At 62.6% G+C, this 18,578-nt stretch carries 24 protein-coding genes; 2 read left to right on the forward strand and 22 right to left on the reverse strand.

The window, feature by feature from the left end; genetic code table 11:
• Positions 1 to 71 precede the first annotated feature (71 nt).
• The gene (locus THIX_RS14655) at positions 72 to 2,966 is read left to right on the forward strand and encodes a DEAD/DEAH box helicase (protein ID WP_158540905.1); all 2,895 of its coding nucleotides are present in this window, start codon (positions 72 to 74) and stop codon (positions 2,964 to 2,966) included.
• 424 nt (positions 2,967 to 3,390) lie between these two features.
• Here the strand turns inward: THIX_RS14655 and THIX_RS14665 are convergent, their stop codons facing one another.
• The 22 genes from THIX_RS14665 to THIX_RS14750 all read right to left on the reverse strand — a co-directional run bounded on the left by THIX_RS14665 (position 3,391) and on the right by THIX_RS14750 (position 17,815).
• A complete protein-coding gene (locus tag THIX_RS14665) occupies positions 3,391 to 3,804 on the reverse strand; it encodes a hypothetical protein (RefSeq protein WP_112486776.1) in 414 nt (137 codons plus the stop codon).
• Positions 3,805 to 3,892: 88 nt separating this feature from the next.
• Entirely contained in the window at positions 3,893 to 4,402 is a 510-nt protein-coding gene (locus THIX_RS14670; protein ID WP_112486777.1) for a glycine zipper 2TM domain-containing protein, read from the reverse strand.
• Between the two features lie 81 nt (positions 4,403 to 4,483).
• Positions 4,484 to 4,699, reverse strand: coding sequence for a hypothetical protein (locus THIX_RS14675; RefSeq protein ID WP_112486778.1), 216 nt, complete (start codon positions 4,697 to 4,699; stop codon positions 4,484 to 4,486).
• A gap of 63 nt (positions 4,700 to 4,762) precedes the next feature.
• Complete coding sequence (locus THIX_RS14680) at positions 4,763 to 5,086, reverse strand: hypothetical protein (RefSeq protein ID WP_112486779.1); 324 nt, start codon at positions 5,084 to 5,086, stop codon at positions 4,763 to 4,765.
• Positions 5,087 to 5,179: 93 nt separating this feature from the next.
• On the reverse strand, positions 5,180 to 5,644 hold the full coding sequence (locus THIX_RS14685; RefSeq protein WP_112486780.1) for a DUF6573 family protein: 465 nt from the start codon (positions 5,642 to 5,644) through the stop codon (positions 5,180 to 5,182).
• 25 nt (positions 5,645 to 5,669) lie between these two features.
• Positions 5,670 to 5,954 (reverse strand): hypothetical protein, encoded by a 285-nt coding sequence (locus tag THIX_RS14690; RefSeq protein ID WP_112486781.1) that lies wholly within the window; start codon positions 5,952 to 5,954, stop codon positions 5,670 to 5,672.
• A gap of 658 nt (positions 5,955 to 6,612) precedes the next feature.
• Positions 6,613 to 7,128 (reverse strand): hypothetical protein, encoded by a 516-nt coding sequence (locus THIX_RS14695; protein WP_112486782.1) that lies wholly within the window; start codon positions 7,126 to 7,128, stop codon positions 6,613 to 6,615.
• Between the two features lie 165 nt (positions 7,129 to 7,293).
• The gene (locus THIX_RS14700) at positions 7,294 to 7,521 is read right to left on the reverse strand and encodes a hypothetical protein (RefSeq protein WP_112486783.1); all 228 of its coding nucleotides are present in this window, start codon (positions 7,519 to 7,521) and stop codon (positions 7,294 to 7,296) included.
• Between the two features lie 136 nt (positions 7,522 to 7,657).
• Positions 7,658 to 8,065 carry a hypothetical protein gene (locus THIX_RS23095; protein WP_146748569.1) on the reverse strand — a complete coding sequence of 136 codons (408 nt, stop codon included), beginning with the start codon at positions 8,063 to 8,065 and terminating at the stop codon, positions 7,658 to 7,660.
• A gap of 173 nt (positions 8,066 to 8,238) precedes the next feature.
• Complete coding sequence (gene mobF, locus THIX_RS14705) at positions 8,239 to 11,451, reverse strand: MobF family relaxase (protein ID WP_112486784.1); 3,213 nt, start codon at positions 11,449 to 11,451, stop codon at positions 8,239 to 8,241.
• A gap of 35 nt (positions 11,452 to 11,486) precedes the next feature.
• On the reverse strand, positions 11,487 to 11,672 hold the full coding sequence (locus THIX_RS23100) for a hypothetical protein (protein WP_146748570.1): 186 nt from the start codon (positions 11,670 to 11,672) through the stop codon (positions 11,487 to 11,489).
• 56 nt (positions 11,673 to 11,728) lie between these two features.
• Entirely contained in the window at positions 11,729 to 13,315 is a 1,587-nt protein-coding gene (locus tag THIX_RS14710) for a type IV secretion system DNA-binding domain-containing protein (RefSeq protein WP_112486785.1), read from the reverse strand.
• Between the two features lie 17 nt (positions 13,316 to 13,332).
• Positions 13,333 to 13,566, reverse strand: a complete 234-nt coding sequence (locus tag THIX_RS14715; protein ID WP_112486786.1) for a hypothetical protein — start codon at positions 13,564 to 13,566, stop codon at positions 13,333 to 13,335.
• A gap of 3 nt (positions 13,567 to 13,569) precedes the next feature.
• On the reverse strand, positions 13,570 to 13,992 hold the full coding sequence (locus tag THIX_RS23105) for a hypothetical protein (protein ID WP_146748571.1): 423 nt from the start codon (positions 13,990 to 13,992) through the stop codon (positions 13,570 to 13,572).
• A 110-nt stretch (positions 13,993 to 14,102) separates the two neighbouring features.
• Positions 14,103 to 14,345 carry a hypothetical protein gene (locus tag THIX_RS14725; RefSeq protein ID WP_112486788.1) on the reverse strand — a complete coding sequence of 81 codons (243 nt, stop codon included), beginning with the start codon at positions 14,343 to 14,345 and terminating at the stop codon, positions 14,103 to 14,105.
• Positions 14,342 to 14,752 (reverse strand): hypothetical protein, encoded by a 411-nt coding sequence (locus THIX_RS14730; protein ID WP_112486789.1) that lies wholly within the window; start codon positions 14,750 to 14,752, stop codon positions 14,342 to 14,344. The genes THIX_RS14725 and THIX_RS14730 overlap by 4 nt, the downstream gene beginning before the upstream one ends.
• Positions 14,753 to 14,754: 2 nt before the next feature.
• Positions 14,755 to 14,901 (reverse strand): hypothetical protein, encoded by a 147-nt coding sequence (locus THIX_RS23470; protein WP_158540906.1) that lies wholly within the window; start codon positions 14,899 to 14,901, stop codon positions 14,755 to 14,757.
• Between the two features lie 16 nt (positions 14,902 to 14,917).
• On the reverse strand, positions 14,918 to 15,361 hold the full coding sequence (locus THIX_RS14735) for a hypothetical protein (RefSeq protein WP_112486790.1): 444 nt from the start codon (positions 15,359 to 15,361) through the stop codon (positions 14,918 to 14,920).
• Between the two features lie 136 nt (positions 15,362 to 15,497).
• Complete coding sequence (locus THIX_RS14740; protein WP_112486791.1) at positions 15,498 to 16,226, reverse strand: helix-turn-helix domain-containing protein; 729 nt, start codon at positions 16,224 to 16,226, stop codon at positions 15,498 to 15,500.
• On the reverse strand, positions 16,223 to 16,846 hold the full coding sequence (locus THIX_RS14745) for a hypothetical protein (protein ID WP_112486792.1): 624 nt from the start codon (positions 16,844 to 16,846) through the stop codon (positions 16,223 to 16,225). The genes THIX_RS14740 and THIX_RS14745 overlap by 4 nt, the downstream gene beginning before the upstream one ends.
• Positions 16,843 to 17,160, reverse strand: a complete 318-nt coding sequence (locus THIX_RS23475; RefSeq protein WP_158540907.1) for a hypothetical protein — start codon at positions 17,158 to 17,160, stop codon at positions 16,843 to 16,845. Before THIX_RS23475 ends, THIX_RS14745 begins: the two co-directional genes overlap by 4 nt.
• Positions 17,161 to 17,299: 139 nt before the next feature.
• Positions 17,300 to 17,815, reverse strand: coding sequence for a hypothetical protein (locus tag THIX_RS14750; protein ID WP_158540908.1), 516 nt, complete (start codon positions 17,813 to 17,815; stop codon positions 17,300 to 17,302).
• Between the two features lie 581 nt (positions 17,816 to 18,396).
• Between THIX_RS14750 and THIX_RS23480 the strand changes: the two genes are divergently transcribed.
• Positions 18,397 to 18,540 (forward strand): hypothetical protein, encoded by a 144-nt coding sequence (locus THIX_RS23480; RefSeq protein WP_158540909.1) that lies wholly within the window; start codon positions 18,397 to 18,399, stop codon positions 18,538 to 18,540.
• The last annotated feature ends 38 nt before the right edge of the window (positions 18,541 to 18,578 follow it).

An 18,578-nucleotide genomic window follows, 5' to 3' on the forward strand; every position in this document is an offset into this window, starting at 1 on the left:
AAATATTGATTGGCGTGGACATACGCGAAAAATATGATAAACTGAGAGCATACACAATAAAGGTGCCTGCCATGCCGCCCAAAACCGCGCCCGCCACCAGCAGCACTGCGATCGAGATCGCAGACAACCGCTACTTTCCGGCCTCAGCTACGGCCAACCAACACAAGTCCGCCCTCACCTTCACCTTGATTCGGGACGATGCAGGGCTCCTGACGGGGCTCCGATGGGCCCTCGGGTCGGACGATGCCTTGGTCCGGCGGGCGAAAAAGCTTGGCGCCTATTGGAATCCTGCCGCGGGTGTCGGCGCCCGCGCCTGGACGTTTGCAGCACCAGACAAGGCCAATGAATTTTTCGAGTATGCACGCGCAAAACATCCCGACTGGGAAGTCCGCGATGTGGATTGGAAGGCGTTGGTTCTGGACGGTGTAACGGTCAGCGCGCTGCAGCCTCTCGGCCACGGGTTGGCGGCATGCGAAATCTCCTTGCCCGTGCCGATGGCCGCAGTCTCCGCGCTGGTGTGCAGCAATGGGGTGAGGGTATTTCATCTCTCGCGTGGCCCCCGCCTGGTTATGATCGGACAGGCGGGGGCCTTGGAGCGTCGCCGCGAGGCGATGATCTTGAATCAGGGCGCGGCGGACGGCGGCGCGGCGGCCGCAACGGTCTCTGGTGCGGCGCCGGCCCCGGTCGAAGTCCATGGGTGGGCGGTGGCGATCCGGCTGAACCTCGATGACCCGCGCCACCTGTGGGTGGCGCCGCCACAGGAGAAAAAGTGGATCGGCACATACCCCAACGGCACTCTGACGCCGGTTCCATGGGACGGCGTGGTGCACGCGACCCGCAAGACGTGGGGAACGTGGCGGGATAGGCTGTCGAAGGCCGGGATCGTGTGGCAGGGCGACGACCCTGAAGGAAAAGTCGCGACAGCGGTCCCCTTCGACCCGGACACGGTGCCGGGGTGGACGGCGCCGGCGCCCAACGGGCATTTATTGCATGCATATCAAAGAACGGGGGCGCGCTTTTGCGCCGAGCGTGGCATGCGTGCGCTGGTCGGGGACGAGATGGGCGTGGGCAAGACCGCCCAGGCCATCGCGGCGGCGGAGGGCACTCACGCGCGCCGGGTGTTTGTCGTGTGTCCGGCGAACGCCCGCTACGTGTGGGACCGGGAAATCCGGGGGTGGGGGTCGGGCGGGACGATCCAGCATGTGCGCGATCAGGTCGACTCCCTCGACCCTGACGCGAGGTGGCACATCCTCACCTACGACCAACTCGTGGCCCGGACGGAAACTTGGACGCTACGGGACCGGGCCGAAGCGGAGGCGTTCGCGCAGGCGCTCCCCGATCGCGCAAAGGAAGCGCTCGGGCTCGGGACCGCCGCCACCAAAAGCAAAAGATCCAAGGACAAAGAGTACCCGATCAAGCTGCGCATCGGCGCGTACGCGCCGCAGATGCCGGTGGGCCTCCCGCCCAAGCGCGCCGCGGCCTGGGAGAAGATGATGCGGCGACTGCGCGGCGATCTGATCGCGCAGATCGTCACGGCCGACGGCGCACCGCTGGTCATCCTGGACGAGGCGCACCGCGTCAAGAACCGGGACGCGAAGCGCACCGCCGCCGCGCAGCGGATCGCGGACGCGGCGCCTGGACTGTTGATGCTCACCGGAACGCCGCTGCGTAACAACGAGCACGAAGCGAAGGTGCTGCTCAGCATCATCGACCGCACGGTGCGGGAGAGCTTGGAGAAGCACTACACGATCAATGACGTGAAAGACGCGCTCGCGCACTTCATGATCCGGCGGACCAAGGCCGAAGTCCTGCCCGAACTGCCCGACAAAACCCGGCAGCGCATCGACTTGGCAAGCCTGGACCAGGATGCGATGGAAGACTACCGGCGCGCCCTGAATCACGCGTTTGAGTGCTACGAGAAAGCTCTTGGTCGCGGAGACTCTCAATCCGAGGCGCGCAAGGCGATGCAGGGCGGGTTAGAAATGGCCCGCACCGCGCTTGGCCGAGCGAAGGTCGCGGGCGGCGAGGTCGAGGACCTGGTTCTGGACGTGGTGGAGAACCAAGGGTGCTGCGTGGTGTTCTGCGCCCATCACGCGGCCAGCGACGCCCTTCTGCAACGGTTGGATCGCAATGGCCTGAAGACCGCGGTGCTCGACGGACGAACCGCGCAAGCCGAGCGGGCGCGCCTAGTTGGCGCGTTTCAGGACGGGAATCTAGACGTGCTGATCGGCGGCATTAACGCCGCCGGCGAATCGATCACGCTGACCCGTGCAAGCACGGTGGTCTTCGTCGAACTGGACTGGGTGCCCGCCGCACTGCTCCAGGCGGAGGACCGCATCCATCGGGTCGGGCAGCGCGCCAACTGCCAGGTCCTGCACCTCATCGCCAGGATGGATGATTTCGACACCAACCTCGACGAAATGATGATCGACACCCTGGACCGCAAAATGGCGACGATCGCGGCCGTGCTCGGCGAGGACGGAGGGGTGGGGCTTGTCGTTGCCGGCAGCGGCAGCATCCAGGGGGATGTCGTCTCGGCCGTCCTGGCGTCGCGCGGGTCCGGGCAAGCTCCGGCCGCGACGAAGATGTCCGAGAAGGCGGCAGTTGCCGCCCCGCAGCGGCGCCTACAAGCCGCGCCCGCGAAGAAGGCCGATGCCGATGGCGAAGCCAGCGGCGACAATCTTGCGGCGCCGGAACCCGCACCCGATGTGTCCACCGTGAAGCACAAGCGCCCCCGTGGCCGCCCCCGTGTCTACAGCGAGGGGCATGCCCCTACGTCCGGCGACCGATCGCGGCGCTCGCTCCAGGCGCTCGCCGATTCCGGCGGAAAGCGGCTCATGTTGCGGCTCACGCCAGAAGCCGTGACGGCGCTGCGTGAGATTATGGCCGCCCGCGGCTACAGGCAGGAGACCATCGCCATCAACAAACTCATCCAGGATGCCGCCGCGGCCGTAAGGCTTACTTGACGATGCCGGCCTCTCTTGATTGGAGGGGGGTCGGCGGCCGCCACCGCGCCGCGCTTACCGGTGAAGATGGCCTTTGCAAGGCCATCTTCCTTGGCTCCGTTCGATCAGTTGACGTCGCCGCCTGGCGCGATGAACTGCTGAAGGATGGCCTGTCGGCGCAGTCGATGAAGTGGCTGGAAAGCCAGGAAAACCGGGCCGGCAGGGGCCGCCGTGCGGCCCAGGTAACCCGCCCCCGGGCTTCGCCCTGCCTGGCCTGCGGCCAGAGGATGACACTTTGTCAGGGTCAACCCTTGGAAAATCCTATGAAATTTTTCCTATGAAATTTTTCCTATGAAATTTTTCCTATGAAATTTTTCATAGGCTCGGGCGGCCAGGGAATAAAAAAAGCCCGCGCGCGGCGGGCTGATTGATTGGGGCGGATGGGTCAGAAGATTGGCCAGGGCTTGGGGTGTTGAAAGGAAAGGTGAAGGATGCCCTGATACACGCTTGAGTAAGCCTCGGCCTGGGTTTGAAAAGCCTCAAGCAAAAGGTTGGCCTCATGACCATGGTGGCCCGCTTTTGATGCCTTTGCGGCCTGAATCAGGTCGCGATCCGAGAGGATGAGCGCCGCGCGAATGTCCCCGACGCCAGCCCTGAGTTTCAGAGTTTGAGAGTCATCAGTCGAGGCTGGGCGGCCACCAAATTGCCAAAAAGGATCGGCTTCCGCGGCGAGCTTGTACGCCTGGTCAGACACCTGTTCCTGCGCTTTGGTGCGGCCCAGGTAATAGCCGCCGAAGGCGGCGGCCAGGGCCATGGCGACGGCCAGGGTGGTGATGGTGAGGATGGGTTTGGTTTGCATGGTGATGCTCCTTTGATGGTTGGGGTTGTGCCTGCACGGGCCGGCACATGGATTCAGCGGCATGCGAAACGCGATCCGCGATCCGCGATCAGCCGATGGGCACGACACGGGCGGGCTGGCCCCAGCCGTATTGGCTTCCCAACAGTTCAACACGCTGGCCGACTCGGATGGGCACATCGGCGGCTTGCGTGACGGCGATCGTCTGGCCGTTATCCAGCCGCACGGTGATTTGCAGGCCTGGCTGGGCGTAGGCCTTGCTCGCGGCCAGGTCGCCACCTGCAGCGCCTGCAAGGGCGCCTACGACGGCTCCGACCGCAGAGCCGGTGCCTTGCCCGATGCGGCTGCCCACGAACCCGCCTGCGACCGCGCCAAGGGCCTCGCCGCCGCCGGTTTCCGCCTGGCCGGCGTGAATCGTGACTTGCTGGACGGCGAGCACGGTGCCGAGCTGCACCTGCTGGACTTGTTGGGCCTGGCTGGCGCTGTAGTTGTAGGCCGAAGATTGATACTGTCCGCCCATGCCCGGGGGCACGCCGGCGCAGCCGCCCAGGGCCAGCGCAGCGGCCAGGGCAGTGATGGTGAGGGGTTTGATGTGTTGCATGGTGATGCTCCTGATGGTTGCATTGCGGTGTGCCGGCACGCGCCGGCATGGTGATTCAGCGGCATGCGAAACGCGCGAGGCTCAGCGCAGATGGATGCCGAGAAAGGCGGCGGCGGCGAGCACAAATGGGGCGGCGATGGTCGTGCAGGTCAGGGCGATGAATGCCAGGGCGAACGCGGCCATGAACGTGTTGAAGATCGAGGCGAAAAACGCGGCCCGGCGCATGGCGCGGCGCTTGATGTCCCACGCGCGGGCCTCGGCGAGAAATTGGGCGGGGGTAATGGTTTTGTAGGTCATGGCTTGCTCCTGCTGGGTGGTGATGCCCGGCGCGGCGGCCGGGCTGGTGCGGCCGCGAGGCTTTCAGGCCGCGGCCTTTTTGATTTCGCTCCGGGTGAATTCGAGCTTCGGGCTCATGTGGCTGGTCGTTTCAAAGACCAGGACGGATTGAATGTTTTCGAGGTTCGGGCCATCGCCGCCATGGGTTTCGAAGTGCCAGACATCATCCAGCAGGTCTTCCAGACTCAAAGCTCCGCGCTGGAGTCGAAACCCATCGACCCGGCGCGCCCAGCCAGAGGAGAATTGGGCCGCAACAGCGCATCCGGGGTTCTCATACAGCACGAGACACCGCGCCTTTTTGTTCCAAAACACGGCGGCGTTGCTCATGGTGTTGTCGATCTTGTTCATGTCAAAACTCCTGGTTCAAATCCCGGGCCACAAAGCGCCCCGAGCTGCGCTTATTGCATTCAGCGCCAAGCGAAATCGCTTGGCTTTTGGGGGTCAGTCCTCACCCGGCAGCATCACGGTGATGACCGGCTCGCCTGCGTCGCCGGGGCCGACCTGCAGCTTCAATGTCGTCAGGCGTGGCCGCACGCCCCGGCCTTCGCGGGGAATGCGCAGGACTTGAAACAGGATCGGGTCGCGGCCATCGTGCCCGTGGCGCAGTCCTGCACGGATCGCGCGCGATGCCATCCACACGACATCCCAAAGCCTGCCGGATTCGGACTGCCAGCACGCCCCGCCACCCTTGCGCTTGTCGTCGGCATCCGTCCAGGCGCAGGCGTCGCTCCATGTGGCGCTGGTGAGGGCCACAGGCCACACGATGCCAGCCTCTCGCGCGGTGGTGCTGACATCGATCAGCATGCCGTCCTCGATGGCCTGGGCGCGGGTGTAGGAGTAGATCGGCTTGCCGAACAGGTCGGCCAGGGCGGCGGGGCTGGTGGCGTGCGTGGTTTCGGTGCTCATGGTTTGCTCCGGGTGGTGGTTGAAATCAGTTCAAAACGGTCTTGAAGCCGAGGTCGCAAAGCGCTTCAAAACGCTTGGCTGCGTTGCCTTTCGGGTCTTGGGTGATGGTGAACAGAATCTCGGTCTTGGTCACGGTCACCCCCTTCGCTGCAGCCTGTTTTTGCATGAATTCGAGGGCCTGATTGATGACGAAAAACGGCAGGTTTTGGGTTGGTTTGGCCTTGCCACCTGCCTGGGTGGTGAGCCCCTCGGCGTGAAGGGGCTCGGAATGGCTGGCTTGCGCGGGGGTGTAGAGGTTTGCCGTGGTCACGATTGATCTCCTTCGTTGATGTTCTGCCCGGATGGAGCCGCCCTCATTGGCCGAGCTTTCAAGCCGGTCGCCGCAGGCGATGAGGGGTTGCAAGGGGCATGACAGGCCGTAGGCCGCGCAGCGCCCCGCAGGGGCTGGCGTGACGCTTGCAAAGCGCAGCGCCCACGAAAGGCGCAGAAAGTCGCGGGCGGCTTCAGGCCGGGCTCGTCAACGCAGGGGATCGACCACGGCAAACCGGCCCGCGCAAGTCTGCGATGCAGAGCCCTGGCGGCGCGGGTTCATTGCGCCGTATCCCTGCCCGGCTTGCCGGGCACTGGCTGGCCTTGTGCCTTAGCCGGGCGCAGCCTGGCGTCGCCTGGGATGCCGAGCGCAAGCTGGGCATTGCCTTGGCCTTGGTCGTGGTGTTGTCGGCGGCGCCTGACGCCGATGCTGTTGTGATAGCGATGCGGCCCCAAAGGGCTGAGACCCGCAGGGGCTCAGGGCGCAGCCGCAGCAGCGCGGGCCGCAGGCATCACCATGGTTGCGATGGAGACCTCCGACCGCAGCAGCAAGGCCACGGCAGGCGTCACAGCGGGCTGCAGCACCTTCGCCACACCGACCCCATGCGCACGGCTCCAAACCGTTTGAAGGCATGCCCCGGCGCAGCCGGGGCATGGGGTCAGGCAAGCGGCACCACGAGTTGCAGGCCGATGAACCCAGCCGACTGCGCTGCGTTTGGCACGCCTATGAGGTTCACGCCATAGCCCTGCTCGCTGCGGATTTCCAGCAGCGCGGCGGCCATCAGCGGGCGGTCGGGCGCTTCGGCGCGGGTGTAGCCGCTGATGGCGCCCACAAGCCCGCCAGCGGCCACGCTGAAGCCTGCTGGCAGGGTGATGTGCAGCGGGATGTAGGTGGCTGTGGCGTAGAACGATTCGCGGCTGTAGCTGTTTTTGTAGAAGCCCGCCGCGAACCCCGAGTTCGCCGTGCAGTGGTACTCGATGCCCAGCCCTGGGTTGTCCTGGTTGAGGCTGTCACGCGCCCATTGACGCGTGTGGTAGCTGGTGGTCGAAATGTCGAGGCCCCACGCCCCCTGGTGGGGGGTAGAGGGTGTGGCAGGCACCGTGTCGGCATGGGCGGCAGTGCCCAGCGCGGCGGCCAGGGCCAGGGTGAGGGCGAGGATGCTTTGCTTGTTCATGGTGCGGTCCTTTGGGTGGCGCGCGGGAATCCGGGCGCTCAACCTCATTCCGAGCCATGCGAAATACGCGGGGTCAAAAAAGCCCGCACGCGGCGGGCTGATTGATTGGGGTGGATGGATCAGAACACCGGCCAGGGCTTGGGGTGTGCCTGCACGGGCCGGCAATCAAATCTTCTCGCGGGCGTAGGTCTTGGTTGAAAAATCCATGCCCAGGGTCGTCCGCGGAACCTGCACGCCAGCACCCCCTGGCGCCGCAGGTTGTGGTTGGGGTTGGGCGCGCAGCAGATAGCGCAGGACCTGGGAGGGAAAGGCTCGCCCCCGATCGTCGATCGCAGCGGCGGCTTTCACTGCGGCCGAGATTGCTCCTAGGGGGTGAAGGCTGATGGCTTGCATGGCCTGCTGGTCTCTAGGGTCACCGGGCTTGTGCTGGATGCCTGTCTTTTCTTCCTTTACAAACTCATTCCTCGACGCTCCAGCTCGCGCGCGCTCTCTTTTTTTAGGTTCTCTTTTTGTGTTTATGTTTATGTCTCTAGATTCGGGGGCAAATTTTGCCCCCTCCCGTGCGTCGCTTTTTGCCCCCCGGGGGGCAAATTTTGCCCCCTCCCGTGCGTCGCTTTTTGCCCCCCGGGGGGCAAAATTTGCCCCCTCCCTGGAATCTAGGTTGAGGTAATAGATTTTTGTAGAAGCCTGCCGCGAAGCCGCTGTTCGAGGTGCAGTGATACTCAAAGCCAAGCCCTGGGTTGTCCTGGTTCAGGCTGTCGCGCGCCCACTGCCTGGTGTGATAGCTGGTGGTGCTGATGTCCAGCGCCCAGCGCGACGGGGTGGACGCGACTGCGGCGGGTGTGGCCGGCAGCGTGTCGGCACGGGCGCCCTGGGCAGTGCCCAGCGCGGCGGCCAGGGTCAAGGCGATGATGGTGAGGGTGAGTTTGTGTTGCATGGCTTGGTCCTTTTGGGTTCGGCGCCAGGGATTCCGGGCGCTCACAGCCATTCAGAGCCAAGCGAAATGCGCGCTCTGGGTGGTGGCGGTGGGCAACCGAGCAACCTGGCGGCTTCGTTGCCTTGGGTGTTGCGCAGGGTGTGCCGCAGGGTGTCGGTAAGTCCTTGATCTGCCTACCAGTACCCATGCTCGCGCTCGCGCTCGGGGGCGCGATCTGGGGTCAGGTCTTTGCTGGGCTGGGGGTTGATGTCGGGGTTGCGCTGGGTGGGTTCGCCGCGCGCGGGCTGGGTGGGCAGGACGTCATGGGCCGATGTCTTTTGCAGCTCGACGCCCATCTGGCGCGACGCCTTTTCAATGTCTTGCGTGAAGAGCTTGGCGTCGCTCACGGCGCGCGTGAAGTTAACCCCAGTCTCACGGTCGCCGTGCTTGCCTGATTCCGTGTTGTGGTGCATCCAGGGGTTGGCTGTTTGGCCTTGGGCAGATTGAGAGGTCGTGGAATAGGCGTGTTCAAGCTTGAGCGCGCCGGCGCGCTCGACTTCGACGACCCTGGCCTTTTCGCCCTCGCCGAGCCGCAGGGTGAGGGTCTTTTCGCTCACGGCCTCGACGTGCGCGATCTGTCCGTTTCGGACGGCCGGGCCAGCATCGCGCCCCGCGACTTGCAGGCGATGGTTGTCTGTGAATTTCACCTTGTCGCCCGCACCCAGCTCGCGCCGCTCCGGGGTGTAGGTCTTGAGCTGTGTTTTGTTTGGGTCGATGATGTGATCGCGACCTGCCGTATCGCGGGCGGTGATGGTGTTGGTGCGGCTGTCGGCTTTCACGATTTCAAGCAGAGCCCCTTTGTCAAGCGCCTTGGTTTTGGTGGTTGTTTGGATCACCCAGCCGGGCGAATAGCTCGAAGCCCTTTTGGCTTCCACCTCGGTCATGTCAACCTTTTCCAAGGTCTTCAGCTCAACGCCTTTGCCAAGCTCGCCGCGCGCTTTCAGCTCATCGCGAATGGCTTGGTTGATGGAGATGCGGTCCCCGTTCGTGCTTGTGATCACAAGGACTTTGGCGCGCTCTTCGGGCTTGAGCGCGCCGTACTCTTTCGCGATGAGATTGATGACGGCCTTGTTGTCTTCGAGCGCGGCAGCGCGCTTTTCTTCGCGCGTGGCGCTGGGGCCGAGCTTGTCTTGTGCCGTGCGGATTTCGCGCACGTCGATGCGCTTGATCGCGTCGTTGTACCTTTTTTGCAGCACGTCGTGCACGGCATCTTTCATGTTTTGGGTTGTCTGCCGGCGAATGCTTGCCTCGCCGAGTTCCGCGGGCCGCAGGTGCTTCTGACTGAGCTCGAACGCTCGCCCCGCCTCGACTGATTGATGCTGCGTTTTATCGCCCAGAAACACCGTCCTGGCGCCTGCCTGTTCGGTGGTTTTGATAGCCTTGTTGAACTGCTTTTGGCCGGACTGCGACGCCTCATCCATGATCCTGATTTCGCGCTTGTGTGCAGGCGCGAGCACGGCCTGCATGCGCTGGACTTCGGCCTGCTGACCGTCCTTCACGCGGGAGTCGATGCGGGCATGCGCGAGCATCGCTCCCATGCCTTCGGCCTTCGTCCAACGCTCGCCCGCCTGGGCTTGCTGAAACACGCCGGCGCTGTTCACGCTTTCACGCTCGCCGAGGCCTGGGTCTTGATGTTGCAGGCGGCTGTGGGCGGCGATGCTGTAGGTTTGGCCCTTGATTTCCGCATACCTGTTACCGGTGGAGTCGCTGACGTGCTTCACCTGAGCCTGCAAGTTGCGCGCGCCATACAGGTAGGGGTCGATGTTGAATTTCGGGTCTGCGCGTTGGGTTTCCAGGGCCACGGCGGCCAGTTCGCGGTCGCGATTGGCGCGGGATTCTTCGAGCAAGTGCGCGGCGGTCGTGGTGCTGCGGATGCCGGATTCCTGCTCCATTTTGGCCGCCTGCTCGCTGCCGTTACTGTGGCCAACAATGCTCCAGCCCTTGGCTTCGGCGGCTTCGCGGACAAGCTCAAGCATGGTGGTCTTGCCCGTGCCGGCCAGGCCCTGCACCCCCTGGAAACGATCGTCGCCTGTCAAGATCATGCGCGCGGCGGCGCGTTGCTCGTCGCTCAAGACGAAGCCTTTGCGCTGCTCGAAGTCTTGCAGGGCGTGGTCGAATTCGCGGGGGGTCATGACGGACTCATGCATCCCCTTGCCGGCCTGCAGGCTGGCGTCCATCCGCTTCTCTGAGGCGATGGCTTCGGCGGTGGTGAGGCGGCCTGAGGCGTCGCGCAGGAGCTCGCCACCGCGCACCTGCCGCTCGATCTCTTTTTCGAGCGCTGCCTGGGTGGTGGTGCCCGCTGAAAAACGCGCCGCCTGCTGGTAGAGGTCCTGGGGGCGCATCACGAACTCGCGTTCGGTCAAATGCGCCTTGGCGGCGTCCACGGCCTGCCTGGCGGCTTCCTGGGGTGTCTGCTGGCTCAGGGTCTCGCGGGTGGTGCCGGGGTCGAGCTGGGCGGCCTTGATGCCAAGGGCTTGAGCCTGGGCTTGCCAGCGGTCGATGTGCGCCGCCCGCACCTCCGGCAACTCCTTGGCGCTGCGGGTGGAGAGGGCGGCGATGTTGCGGGCCTCGGCGCTGCTGCTGTCGCGGGTCAGGCCACGGGCGGCCAGGGCGCGCTCGATCTCCTGGGAGCGCTGGGAGAAGTCGCGCAGGTGGTCGCGGGTGTAGCCGGCGATTTCGACGTGTCCGTCGCGGTTGTGTGTGATTTGGTAGCCGGCTTTTTGGAGTTCGCGGCTCAGCGTGTTGTGGTAGACGGCATCGGCCGCCGAGCGGTGCTCAAGCAGCTTTTCGTTCGAGAGGCTGTAGGCCCGCCCATTGTGAAAGGTGACGTTCGCGATCAAGGCATGGGTGTGCAGTTGCGGGTCTTGGGCGCGGGTGGAGACGTGCTCAAAGGTGGCGATGGCGAGGCCGTCGGTCGCCACATACTCGCCCCTGATGCGCGACTGGCTCGCGTGGTCCTCCAGATACTTCAAGGCTTCGGCCACGGCGTTGCGATGGGCCTGAAGGGCCTCATCCCTGCCATGCACCAGGGCTTCAAGGCTCACGCTTTTGGGGGCCGAGATCGTGAAATCTTGGCCGGCCCTGTGCTGATGCTCGCCGTGCACCACGCGGCCAAGCTGGCGCTCGCGTGCCTCGCCCGTGGCCGGGTCGCGCTCGATCACGCGACCTTGCAGGATGTTGGTGAGGGCCTGGGGGTCTACCTTGCCAGACAGGCCCATGGCGGCGGCTGCGGCGCCCGACCAGGCGCTGGGCACGGCTTCGCCGCTGTAGTACTCGGCGGCCCGGGCCTGGCTGGTGTAGTAACTGCTGGCGCCCTGGGGGCTGGAGATGGCGCTGCGCGAGATCATGGTGTTGGCTCCTGGTGGTGTGTGAGTAACGGGGTTCAGCGGCGGGTGTGGCGCAACAGGCGGCGCAACAGGCGGGCCGCGCTGGCGAGCAGCCAAATGCCGCCGATGCCAACAATGGCGATCAGGGCGACGGTGGAAAGGGGCAGGCCACGGAAGGCTTTGAAGATCAGGTCATACACAAGGCCATGGATGACGGCGCTGAGAATCATGTGGGCAATCATGGAAGCTCCTGATGCCCGGCACGGCGGCAGGGCTGTGAGTAACGGGGATGGTGGAGTTAAAACGGCATGTCGGGCTCTGGCTGGGCCTCAGGCGATGGCACCGGCTTGCCGGGCTGCTCTGGGGTGTCCTTGGCGCGCTCCAGGGGCTCGGCCGTGGCGCTGGGACGGGCGGCGGGCTCGAAGGCCTGGGCCACGGGCGGGCGGTGCGCGGGCAGGGCCAGGCGCACGGGGGCGCACGGCAGATCGCCCGACAACTTCACATACCCGCAGAGGTCGGGCAGGCTCGAAATCTCTGCGGGCAGAACGAGCCGCTCGGTCACGATCTGCTGGGACCAATTCGACGAGCTGCTATCGCCCTGGGCGTTCGAGCTTGACCCGCCACTTTGCATCACCCGCATGATTTGCTTGTCGCCGAAGCCTTTAGAGAGATACTCGGCCGTTTCGGCATCGGGCGCCCTCAAGGTCAGGCTATTCGAGATTGAAGAAAACATTGAAGTGGCGTTTTCACGGCCATAAAGTGCATGCACCTGGCTAATCGATTGCATTCCAAGGATCGCCGACCCCCCGTGCTTCCGGGCGTTCGTCAGAAAGTTTTCCATCGATTCAACCCGACCCAGCGAGGCAAACTCATCCAAAATCAGCCAGGCGCGCCGGTCAAAACTCGGCGGCAACACCATCACCGCATCCGCATAAATATCAGCCATGCCGCTAATAATGGTGCGCAGCGGCTTCATCTGGTCGGCCAGATAAGGGAAGAAAATGAACTTCGCTTCTCCATCGCCATACCCGCCTGCCACAGCCTTTTTAATCGAGAACGCATCGCGTCCAGCGCTTTGAATCAGGCGGTTCATGCCGCTGGTATAGGTCGAAACAATGCCGCGAATCGAACCGAACATTTTCTCGTTTTGCAGCAGACCGATGGCGGCCTGGCCTTCAAAAACTGTCGCCAGTTCTTTCATGTCCGCCTGCTGCGCCAGGCGCACGATTTCACTGTTTGGCAGATCGAGTTTCCAGCAATGCAGCAGAATGGCCGACATAATCACCTGGGCATACCTGTTCCATTCACCCGCATCACCCACGGCGTCGGGGATCAGCGATTTCGCGATGGTTTCTGCGTCATAATCCCGCTGCATTTCAGCCAGCGGTGACCATTCGACAGCTCGGGCGTCGAGCGGATTCAGAATCATGTCACGGTCCGGGTTGAAATATCGCGCCGTATAACTGCCGTTGCGGTCGGCGATAAACCCTGAATCGTCACGCGGATAAATCACGTCCAGCATGGCGGTAATCGCTACTGTTTTACCCGTCCCTGGCGCACCGGAAAACAAGAACCCGCGAGTTTCAAAATCCCAAGGAACCGGCACGCCGCCGATTTGCAGATCGGCCCGGCTGTGGCGCGACATGACCAGATTCGACAGGTCGGGCGCGGATAACATGCGCGCGCCGCGAAGCAGTCCGTTGTCGTTACTTGCAGCGGGTTTATGCTCGCCCCACGTCCAGGCGAGATAAATGCCAGCGACATAACAGGCGACAAACGCGGTTGTAAACCAGACCGAATGAATAAACATACCCGCAATGCCGCCGATGACAGTCACGGCGCCGATCACGACCAGCATGCGGATGATTTTGATGATGAGATTCATGATGTTCTCCGAATGAATTACCAAGGTTTTTGCACTTGATTAACGTGTATGGATGGCTGGACCGGCTGATAAACGGGCCATGAAATCCAGCCCTGAAAAACAGAGAAAATGCCGCCGAACAGCACCAGCAGATAAAGCGGATGCGATACCATAATCGCTGGCGCCGAAGCAATAAACAAGATGCGCAGAAGCAGCGCGAGGTAATATTGCTTGCGGCTGGAAAACGGCTTTTTAGTGATGTGGTTCAACATGGCTCAAGCTCCTTTGATCAGTTGTTTAATGTATTCGAGGGATTTGCGCAAATCAGCGCGAAAACTCTCCTGCAAATCGGCCTTCATCAGGTCGATTTTAGTTTCAAGCTCGGCGATGCGCGCGTCCTGCAGGGCCTTGAATCTTGAGTATTGGCCCGGGCTCAAATCCAGATCGCGGGCAGCGGCCTGGATTAACTTGAAATCCTCATCGGTCATTTTGAAACTCACGGTTCGAGTTCTCATCATGTTCTCCAAGTGGTTGCAATACCATTCAGCATGAAGCGAAATTTTTGCGGAGGCGCGCTCCTGACGGTTTACCGCTTCAAGCCAATGTTTGTGCGGGTCTTGGCGGTTTGCTGCCCAGGACCTCTCGCCGCGCCGGTTTACCGCCCCGGCCCTTTGTTTCTGCGGGTCTTGAGCCTGCACGGCAATGCGTCATGTGTGCCTCATTAAGTCCATTCATGGACGACCCAAATTCGCCGTTCTGTCTTTATCGAGCATCACCTTGGGGCGATGCTCTCCCGCTGCCCGTGTCCTCACGCTGCAGCCCCCTCCCCGCTGTTATCCTCACCATCGCCCGATGAATAACCGAGTTCAGGACAATGCGCGCGCTTGGAATAATCGGCCAGCAGAAAATCCCCGATCTGTTTGGATGCCTCGGCCAGGTGTGGCGGCAGGACGTGCGCGGCGCGATATCCGCACGCGCCGGGCCGTTGGTAATGCTCCACGGTTGCCATGGCAAGCCCCTCGCTGGTAATCTCCAATTCGATGTAAATCATGATTTCCCCCATGGTTTGGATACGGCTTCTTGCTCGGGTAATGCATCGTGTTTTACGTGGCGCTTGAATAAAGGCGTGAATACCGCGACGGCTAATAACAGGCCAGCGAATGAACCTGCAAGCGCGAATTTCAGTGGCATCGTGGTCATGTCATAATGGCCGCCCGCCAGCGTCAAATACCAGCGTGCCGCGTTGCCGATGAATCCCGGCTTGTCGAGAAAATAGGTCGGTGAGATATGACACAAAACCCAGCCCGCAAAATAATAAAGCTCCGACTTGCCAGTCGGCGTTAGTGCCCAAGCCAGCACGAATAAAACAGATAACCCCAGAATGAGATAAACACTCATGCGGATGCGCCAGAGCGTTGAATGAATCTTGGACTGCGTGTTATCGATGATCTGTGGCATGGTTATTCCTTTGCATGGAAAATGACGGCGTGCGCGTGATTCAATTGCGCAAGCGTCGGCGTGGGCGACAGCAAATAGGTCATGAATAGGGCTTGCACAATCTGCATGGTCAGCAGCATGGGCAGCCAAAAGCGCAGGTTCTTTTCCATGTTCGATTCTCCGGGTTTAATGTTGCGTAGGGTTGGTCGGTTCGGGATTTTGCGAGGTCGAGTTAATGCGGCGGCGGTCATTCAATTCGCCGAGCAGCACATGCAAAAGCGCTCGTTCTTTTGCATTGAGCGATTCGCAAATAAAGGCGCGGTCGGCATCGGACCAATACTCGATTTCATATTGCCCGCTGTGCTTTTGGGTGATATGAAAATGGCGCGGATTGCTTGGGCTTTGTTTCTCGGCCTCGATCCGGGCGATTTCGAGCGTTGCAGCGAAAACGGCTTGCTGGATTTCGGTGGACACCTTCAGATAATCGAGGTTGCTGGATGCAAAAAACTGGTGGAAATTGGCAAAAGTGCAGGCTTTGAGCGCTCCGAACAAGGCGATTTTGTCGCCCTTGGAGCGAAGGAAATTGGCCGAATAAATGCTGCGCGCGAGGTGGTTGATCGTGGTGGTCATGCTGGGCTCCTGGTTGATGGGGTGGTGCGCGGTGGGCGCCTCCTACCTACATTCATGGGGGTGCGAAATTTGTTGGATGTCAACGTCCACGGGTCGCCCACCGCCCCATAAGCCCGCCGCCCGACCCGTCAAATCATCAAATCATTTCGCGGGCATATGTCTTGGTGGAAAAATCCATACTCAGAGTCGTGCGTGGAACCTGCACCTCGGTGGCGGCCCTGGCCACAGTGGCGACAGGGCTGCTTCTCAAAATTTCGCGTAGCACAGCGCTTGGGAAGGCACGGCCCTGGTCGTCCCGCGCGGCGGCCCTAGCCGCCGCGGCCGCGACGGCCTCAGGGGGGTGTCGGCCGATGGCTTGCAGGGTTTGCTGGTCCCTCTTGTCCGCCTGGTTGTGGTGGATGCCGCTTCCATCAACAGCAAAATTTGCCCCCCCCGCGCGCGCCCGCGCGCTCTCTCTTTTTTCAGGTTCTCTTTTTTTGTTTATGTCTTTAGATTCGGGGGCAAATTCTGCCCCCCTAAAACCCGAGTTTTTTGCCCCCCGTGCGTCGCTTTTTGCCCCCCGGGGGGCAGAATTTGCCCCCTCCCCAAAATTGAGGTTGAGGTGGTAAACGTTTGGGCCGTCGCGGCCGCCGATTTGTTGCCGTTCGATGCGGATGAGGCCCTGCCCAACCAGATGCCTGACGGCGGCCTTGACCGAATTCGGGGACAAGTTCAGATCGGCGGCGGTCCGCTCGTGCCCCGGCCAACAGCGGCCCTCCGGGTCCGCACGATCGCTCAGCTTCAGAATCACAAGCGCGCCCGAAGGCGTGCCGGCGCGACCTTGTGAGATTTGCAAAAAGGCCCAAGCAAGAGCGCGCGCGCTCATTTCTTGCTCCTAAAAAGTCCGAGCTGACCCGGTGCTTCGCGCCGGCGCAGCCTTGCGCGCGTCGCCTTTTTTCTGCGGGCGCGGGTGGCTGCACGGCTCGCGCTGCGCCGCACCAGCTCGGTCCACTGCCCGCGTGGGGCCTCGGAATCCAGCGCCAAACGCTTGAGCTGCTGGACGCGCCGCTGCGTCAGCCCCAAGGCCTTGGCAGCCAGAGCGGCCTGGTGGCGGGCCAGCTCGTCTTGTTCGTCGGCCAGCGCCAGCCGCGCGCGCGCGGCCGGGTCGGCACCCAGCGCCTCAATGAAGCCCAAAAGTTCGACCAAAGCGGCAGGGTCGTCGAGGTGGTGCGGCTCGGGCAGGCTGGCGCTACGGTCCAGGTCCGCGGTGAGCGGCCTGCCGCTCGCCGGCCGAGCCCAGGGCGGCGTGAAAACCTGCTGGCCGCGCTCCCGGCGGGTTTGGGCGCGGATGGCTTTTTGCAGGCGGTCGACGCTGGCTCCTGGGTGCCTCGCCGCGACGCAGAAGGCGGTGGCGGGGGCGCAATCGCTGTCGTGCGACCGCGCGATTGCCAGCGCCAGCCTGGCGCGGGGTGGCAGGGCTGCGGCCATGGAGGTGCGGGCGCTCACGCTGCACTCCCTTTCCCTTGCACCAGGGTGGCCTTGCGGGGGCGGCCCGCGCGGCGGCGCTGTGGGGTGGCGTCGGCGGCAGGCGCCGGTGCCTCGATCCGAACCCCGGCGCTGAGCAGAAATTCGATCAGGTCGGTTTCTGTGACTGCGAATCTTGCGCCAAGTTTCACAAGGCGCAGTGCCTGGCCGCCTCCAAGGGTCGAAAGGTAGGACCCGTCGGGCTGCCGGCGAGCTCGGTTTTTTATAGTGTCTCTGCCCTGGGGCAGGAATTTTTGGCAGACCTCTGCCAGTGGGTAAATTTTTGGGAGTTCCATGGGAAAACCTCTGAAAAATCAAGGTTTTGCGCTGTTCCATGGGGGGGTGCGTCGCGAATGGCGGGCGCAAAAAATACCGCCGGCGCGATGCGCTGGCGGCTGGTGCGGCGGCTGGCTTAGGTCAGCGCACCGGGGTCAGCTAATCGCCCGCGCAGGCACCGGCGGCGGCGGGGCGCTGAGCCAAAAGGCGTGGGGTAAGACTCAGGGACGCCAGGGCGCGACCAGCGCCGGCAAGTGCCGCCGGGCGTGGGGGTGTCCACCGCAGGGTGTGCACGGTTTGGCGGGCTGCGCTGAGTGACAGGCTGATGACTGAATCGATTAGCTTGCTAGCTGCGCGCTTGGCGCTGGCCGTGGCCGCCGCCGCGCGGGCCGCGCGACGGCATGCCTTCAAACTTTTGGCGGCCTGCCACTGGCGCCAGGCAAGGCCTGCGAAAGCCAAAACCCGGGCGGCAATGGCCGCCGCACCAAAAACAGGCAAAACGCAAAGGACGGCCACGAGACCGCCCCAACCGCCGAAGGCCAGGACCGGCACGAGCACAACGAAGGGCAGAAGCGCCCAGGGGCTGGACCGCATGCGCATGCGCCGGTTCGCGTCGGAAAGTGCCAGGGCCAGGTTCATTTGACACACTTTACCCACAAAATCGAACTTGCGCAACCCCCACCAAATACTTGACTGTTTTATCGGTCTAAGTCCGCGCAACAGGCTCCGTCGTGACAGCTCCTAGAAAAGATTATCCGCCTCAATCAATGGGCATCAGGGGGAATCGAGGGGGTGCGGTGATGTTTGGGTTTGTGTGTTTTTAGGGGAATCCAGGGGGAATCCAGGGGGAATCGCCCCCCCAAAACGCACAAAAAAGCCCACATTGTTAGTGTGGGCTTGTTCTGTAAGTTGTTGATTTTGCTGCTAGTTTTTGTACATCTTGTCTGACTTTAACGGACAGCCATTCCGCTGATGACGCGGATTGGCTGCCGTTTCAGCGCCCTGCTCGAACAAACTTACCGTTTACTTTCAAGGGCTTGCGTTGGCAGGCATTCGCAAGCGTTGGCTAAAATTGTAGGCGGTTTCACTCGGAATTCCCACTGGATTCCCACTGGATTCCCACTGGGGTTGACGTAGCGCTCACAAGGTTGCGACAAAAAGAATGTTTGACAACGCAAATCAGCATGCGTTGCAGGGCCGCTGTTTGTGATGTCAGGCGACAATCGAGGCACGACCAGTTGCCACCGACAGCCCCCATGCCCAGCCTCTCCCGCATCGAAATCCGCAGCCGCTTGTCCGCCTTCGCCAAGGAGTGGCAAGACGCCCATAGCGAGGCCGCCGATGCGAAGACGTTCTGGCTGCAGTTCTATAAGTGCCGCATCAGTGTCCAATTGGCGTAACGCTCCCTGGTAAAACGACAAGAACAAGGAACGCTGTT

The organism is Thiomonas sp. X19 (assembly GCF_900089495.1).
GTDB lineage: Bacteria > Pseudomonadota > Gammaproteobacteria > Burkholderiales > Burkholderiaceae_C > Thiomonas_A.

Excerpts from the sequence above, each read along its gene's own strand:
- THIX_RS14655 (WP_158540905.1), top strand. The coding sequence starts at position 72 with ATGCCGCCCAAAACCGCGCCCGCCACCAGCAGCACTGCGATCGAGATC.
- THIX_RS14665 (WP_112486776.1), bottom strand. The coding sequence starts at position 3,804 with ATGCAAACCAAACCCATCCTCACCATCACCACCCTGGCCGTCGCCATG.
- THIX_RS14670 (WP_112486777.1), bottom strand. The coding sequence starts at position 4,402 with ATGCAACACATCAAACCCCTCACCATCACTGCCCTGGCCGCTGCGCTG.
- THIX_RS14675 (WP_112486778.1), bottom strand. The coding sequence starts at position 4,699 with ATGACCTACAAAACCATTACCCCCGCCCAATTTCTCGCCGAGGCCCGC.
- THIX_RS14680 (WP_112486779.1), bottom strand. The coding sequence starts at position 5,086 with ATGAACAAGATCGACAACACCATGAGCAACGCCGCCGTGTTTTGGAAC.
- THIX_RS14685 (WP_112486780.1), bottom strand. The coding sequence starts at position 5,644 with ATGAGCACCGAAACCACGCACGCCACCAGCCCCGCCGCCCTGGCCGAC.
- THIX_RS14695 (WP_112486782.1), bottom strand. The coding sequence starts at position 7,128 with ATGAACAAGCAAAGCATCCTCGCCCTCACCCTGGCCCTGGCCGCCGCG.
- THIX_RS14700 (WP_112486783.1), bottom strand. The coding sequence starts at position 7,521 with ATGCAAGCCATCAGCCTTCACCCCCTAGGAGCAATCTCGGCCGCAGTG.
- THIX_RS23095 (WP_146748569.1), bottom strand. The coding sequence starts at position 8,065 with ATGCAACACAAACTCACCCTCACCATCATCGCCTTGACCCTGGCCGCC.
- mobF (WP_112486784.1), bottom strand. The coding sequence starts at position 11,451 with ATGATCTCGCGCAGCGCCATCTCCAGCCCCCAGGGCGCCAGCAGTTAC.
- THIX_RS23100 (WP_146748570.1), bottom strand. The coding sequence starts at position 11,672 with ATGATTGCCCACATGATTCTCAGCGCCGTCATCCATGGCCTTGTGTAT.
- THIX_RS14710 (WP_112486785.1), bottom strand. The coding sequence starts at position 13,315 with ATGAATCTCATCATCAAAATCATCCGCATGCTGGTCGTGATCGGCGCC.
- THIX_RS14715 (WP_112486786.1), bottom strand. The coding sequence starts at position 13,566 with ATGTTGAACCACATCACTAAAAAGCCGTTTTCCAGCCGCAAGCAATAT.
- THIX_RS14725 (WP_112486788.1), bottom strand. The coding sequence starts at position 14,345 with ATGATTTACATCGAATTGGAGATTACCAGCGAGGGGCTTGCCATGGCA.
- THIX_RS14730 (WP_112486789.1), bottom strand. The coding sequence starts at position 14,752 with ATGCCACAGATCATCGATAACACGCAGTCCAAGATTCATTCAACGCTC.
- THIX_RS23470 (WP_158540906.1), bottom strand. The coding sequence starts at position 14,901 with ATGGAAAAGAACCTGCGCTTTTGGCTGCCCATGCTGCTGACCATGCAG.
- THIX_RS14735 (WP_112486790.1), bottom strand. The coding sequence starts at position 15,361 with ATGACCACCACGATCAACCACCTCGCGCGCAGCATTTATTCGGCCAAT.
- THIX_RS14740 (WP_112486791.1), bottom strand. The coding sequence starts at position 16,226 with ATGAGCGCGCGCGCTCTTGCTTGGGCCTTTTTGCAAATCTCACAAGGT.
- THIX_RS23475 (WP_158540907.1), bottom strand. The coding sequence starts at position 17,160 with ATGGAACTCCCAAAAATTTACCCACTGGCAGAGGTCTGCCAAAAATTC.
- THIX_RS23480 (WP_158540909.1), top strand. The coding sequence starts at position 18,397 with ATGCCCAGCCTCTCCCGCATCGAAATCCGCAGCCGCTTGTCCGCCTTC.